General features: G+C 36.9%; 3 protein-coding genes. 1 reads left to right on the plus strand and 2 read right to left on the minus strand.

Annotated features, from left to right (window positions below):
• Positions 1–84: 84 nt before the first annotated feature.
• Entirely contained in the window at positions 85–372 is a 288-nt protein-coding gene (gene prgO / locus KGF65_RS16410) for a DNA segregation protein PrgO (protein ID WP_056953187.1), read from the minus strand.
• Positions 356–1,273, minus strand: a complete 918-nt coding sequence (gene prgP, locus KGF65_RS16415) for a ParA superfamily DNA segregation protein PrgP (protein ID WP_056953185.1) — start codon at positions 1,271–1,273, stop codon at positions 356–358. The genes prgO and prgP overlap by 17 nt, the downstream gene beginning before the upstream one ends.
• A 778-nt stretch (positions 1,274–2,051) precedes the next feature.
• Between prgP and KGF65_RS16420 the strand changes: the two genes are divergently transcribed.
• The coding region (locus KGF65_RS16420) for a primase C-terminal domain-containing protein (protein WP_216788255.1) at positions 2,052–3,275 on the plus strand (1,224 nt) is incomplete at its 3' end.

Here is a 3,275-nt window from a genome sequence, read left to right on the forward strand (position 1 = left end):
CTGTAAGGAGGGTAAAATAGAAATTAAATAAAAGTATACTAAATATATTTAATACATTTAATATACTTAGTATATTTAATATATTTATTTTTTCCGCCTCATATCATAGATTGCTCTTTCCGAAGCAGTTAATGTTGCTAAATAAGCATTCATTGCAACATCTACAACTTTATACATTGGCATATCTTTAGCGTAACTTAGGTTTTGAATGAGTTCTAATACTGGTGGATCAACCTGTACAGGTTTTCGATCCTTGGCCTTAAAACCTTTTTCGCCATAAGTGATTTTGGCGTCATCATCTATTTTCGTTGGTTCGTTTCTAACATCAATTTTAGGTTTTGAATCGATATTATCTCTATTCAGCAATCCCATCTAATTGTATCTCCTTCCCAGCTGGTAATGTAGTATTAGTCATTGAATCAAAATAATGTGATTCATATCGAAAGTCTTTAACATCTCCAGTTTTTTCAAATGATTCAATTCTCAATTCTAATTCGGTAAACAAATCTGCAAATAAAGCAAACATTTTTCTGTCATTGTAATCGTTTAATGAAAAGCCATTTTCTCCAAATGCTTCAAGTCGGTCGTGATTTTTAACAATAGTGTGAAAAACATTATCTTCACCGTAACGCGCAACAGTTTTTTTGTAATTTAAAAGTTGTGTCTTTTTTCTGGAGGAAAGTAATGCAGGTAATATGCCAGCTACTTGAAACTTTGCTTCGTTTGGGAAGTTATTCAACATGGGTTGTAAATAATTGCTAATGAAATTACTTGTGCCTTCCATTGCCATTCTTTTTACTTCTTGTACAGCAATAATATAATCAGTAACCATTATTATTGCGTCCACTACTGAATCGGTAGACGGAGCTACATCGAAAAAAATGTAATCATACTTTGGACGGATTTCATCGACCATTTTTTTGAAATAAAAATACCGTTCACGTTTGTTTTTAGAATTATCAATTATCGAGTCCACTAATTCGTGTTCGGCAATTGACCCTGCAATTATGTCTAAGTTTTCAGTTAAAGGCATAATTGCATTTTTTAAAGTTCCAGTTTGAGCAGCTTTTACAAATGATTGTGGAAATTGATTTACGTTAAAGGTTCTTTTGATGTTATTAGTAGTATTCGCTTGTAAGTCGACATCGATTAAAAGAACTTTCTGATTGAATAATGATGGCTTACTGGCTACTATCGCTAATAGATCTGTATCTGTTGTTTTACCGACTCCGCCTTTTAAGTTTGTTAATACTACAACACGGCCCTTTTTCAATTTAAGAAACCTCCTAAGTATATTTGATATATTCAGTAATTTAAATATACTAGATATATTCAATATATTAAGAATACTAAATATATTGCGAATTGTCAAAAATATATTTAGTTGATTTGACTTTACTTTTGTTCATTCCTACAGTATCATTAAATATAAAGATAAATAAAAAAAGCGTTGTTTTGAAGGCTATTGGAAGTAACCTTCAAAACAGCAAATCAAGTACCAAGGCTACTTGATCGCCTTTAACGCTCGTCTTTTATAGATGGCTAGCTAGGATGTGAACTACTAAAAGCAGTCAACTCTAGTTGCCTGATAGGAATATTATACTAAACTTATTAGAAATATGCCAGTTGAAAAGTCGAGTTAAACGCATACATAGGTTTAGTTAAAGCAGATTAAGTTAACCCAGTGGGCGGCTTAATCTGCTTTTTGTGTAGTTAAGCCTAGAGGGAGAAGTGCTCCATGTTTGTTGAGACCTATTAAGCTAATCCCAATTAAAAATTAAATAAACAAAAAAATCCCCGTGGGGTCTAAGCCACGGGAACTCATAGAACTATCAACGAATGAGTTAATTGTACTCGTGCCAGTTATGTTTGGCAAGAATGCAGTTTGATGAATTTGACCGCCCTAAGAGCCAAGTTGGGGTTTAAATACCAAGTAGCCACGTTAACTGGAGCGATTGCTTAAAAATCTAGTGTATGAAAGTTTAATTTTAATACATAAAAATGATGACTAAGAACGCTACGGCGTTCTTTTTTAGTAGGGGGTGAGCAGTATGTCAACGACGAAAACAGCACAACAAGCGATTGATTTGATTTTGCATCAAGGGTTACGGGAAACTAAAGCCCGGCATAGTAACAGTAACGTCTTGAACTTAGAAAAATCGGTTTCGGGGCAACAAAATAAGCAAGGTGCGATTGCCATGTATCGCAGTAAAGCCCAAATGTCGAAAAGCTGGGGGACGATTTATACCTCCAAAGAAGCAGTCTATGATAACTATACTAACAGCACGCATTGGACGCCCAATGTTTTTAATTATCTTACCTATACAGATGCGACTAAGCATTATGTAAAAGGGGCTAAGGAACAAAATTTAAGTCAGATCAATACGTTAGTGGTTGACGTTGACTACCGTGATGCTGAGGAACGGCAAGCGAAGTTTGCCGAGGTTTGGGACACGGCGATGTTAGACGTACAGTTTCTGCCAACCTTAATTTTGGCGACTACCAAGGGCTATCATATCTATTATGTCTTTGATGAGCCAGTGTTCGTCCGTCGTCATGCTAATGGGAAATTGCCGGCAGTGCGTGCGGCTAAAGCGATTGCTAAGTCATTAAAGCAATACTACGCGCAAAAGTTGCCGGCGGTTGATGTGACTTGCAACAGCTTTGGCGTTTTTAGAGTTCCGCGACCAGACAATATTGAATATTTTGAGCCTAAAATGACGGTTGACTTCCAAGCTTTAATGACTTGGAGTATTAATTTTGCGAATGACCAGCACCAAATTAAGTCCCAAACTACTCAACGGTCTTTTAAGGCTTGGCGGACTAGTCGCCAGATTGACCAACCGTGGTTTCAAGCCTTAATTAACCAAACGGACATTGATCAAAACGTGGGCTATGGTCGGCACAATACAATCTTCACGCTGGCCTTAGCTTGTTATTCTTCAAACGTGTTACAAGCCCAGTGTTTTGACATTTTGGACGAGTTTAACAGTAATCTTACCCACCCGCTGGCGACACAGCACGTTCAAAAAGTAATTAATGATGCTTATTCAGGTCAGTTCCATGCGGCCAGTCGTGAATATGTGAATGCGTTGCTAGAAACTTGGGTTCCCGATGCTGACAGGCGAGTTTATTTGCAGCGTTCGCAAACGACCTGGTACAAGTATGCGAAGCCACGTTCAGAACGCGTTAATAGTCATGTCCATGAATGGCAAGCAGATCTTATGGCTTACTTTAACCAAAGAATTTTCCAGGACAATAATTGGTTTACCAAA

It is taken from the genome of Lactiplantibacillus sp. 30.2.29 (assembly GCF_018991255.1).
Classification (GTDB): Bacteria; Bacillota; Bacilli; order Lactobacillales; family Lactobacillaceae; genus Lactiplantibacillus; species Lactiplantibacillus pentosus.

Coding starts and splice junctions, on each gene's coding strand:
- prgO (WP_056953187.1), bottom strand. CDS start 372: ATGGGATTGCTGAATAGAGATAATATCGATTCAAAACCTAAAATTGAT.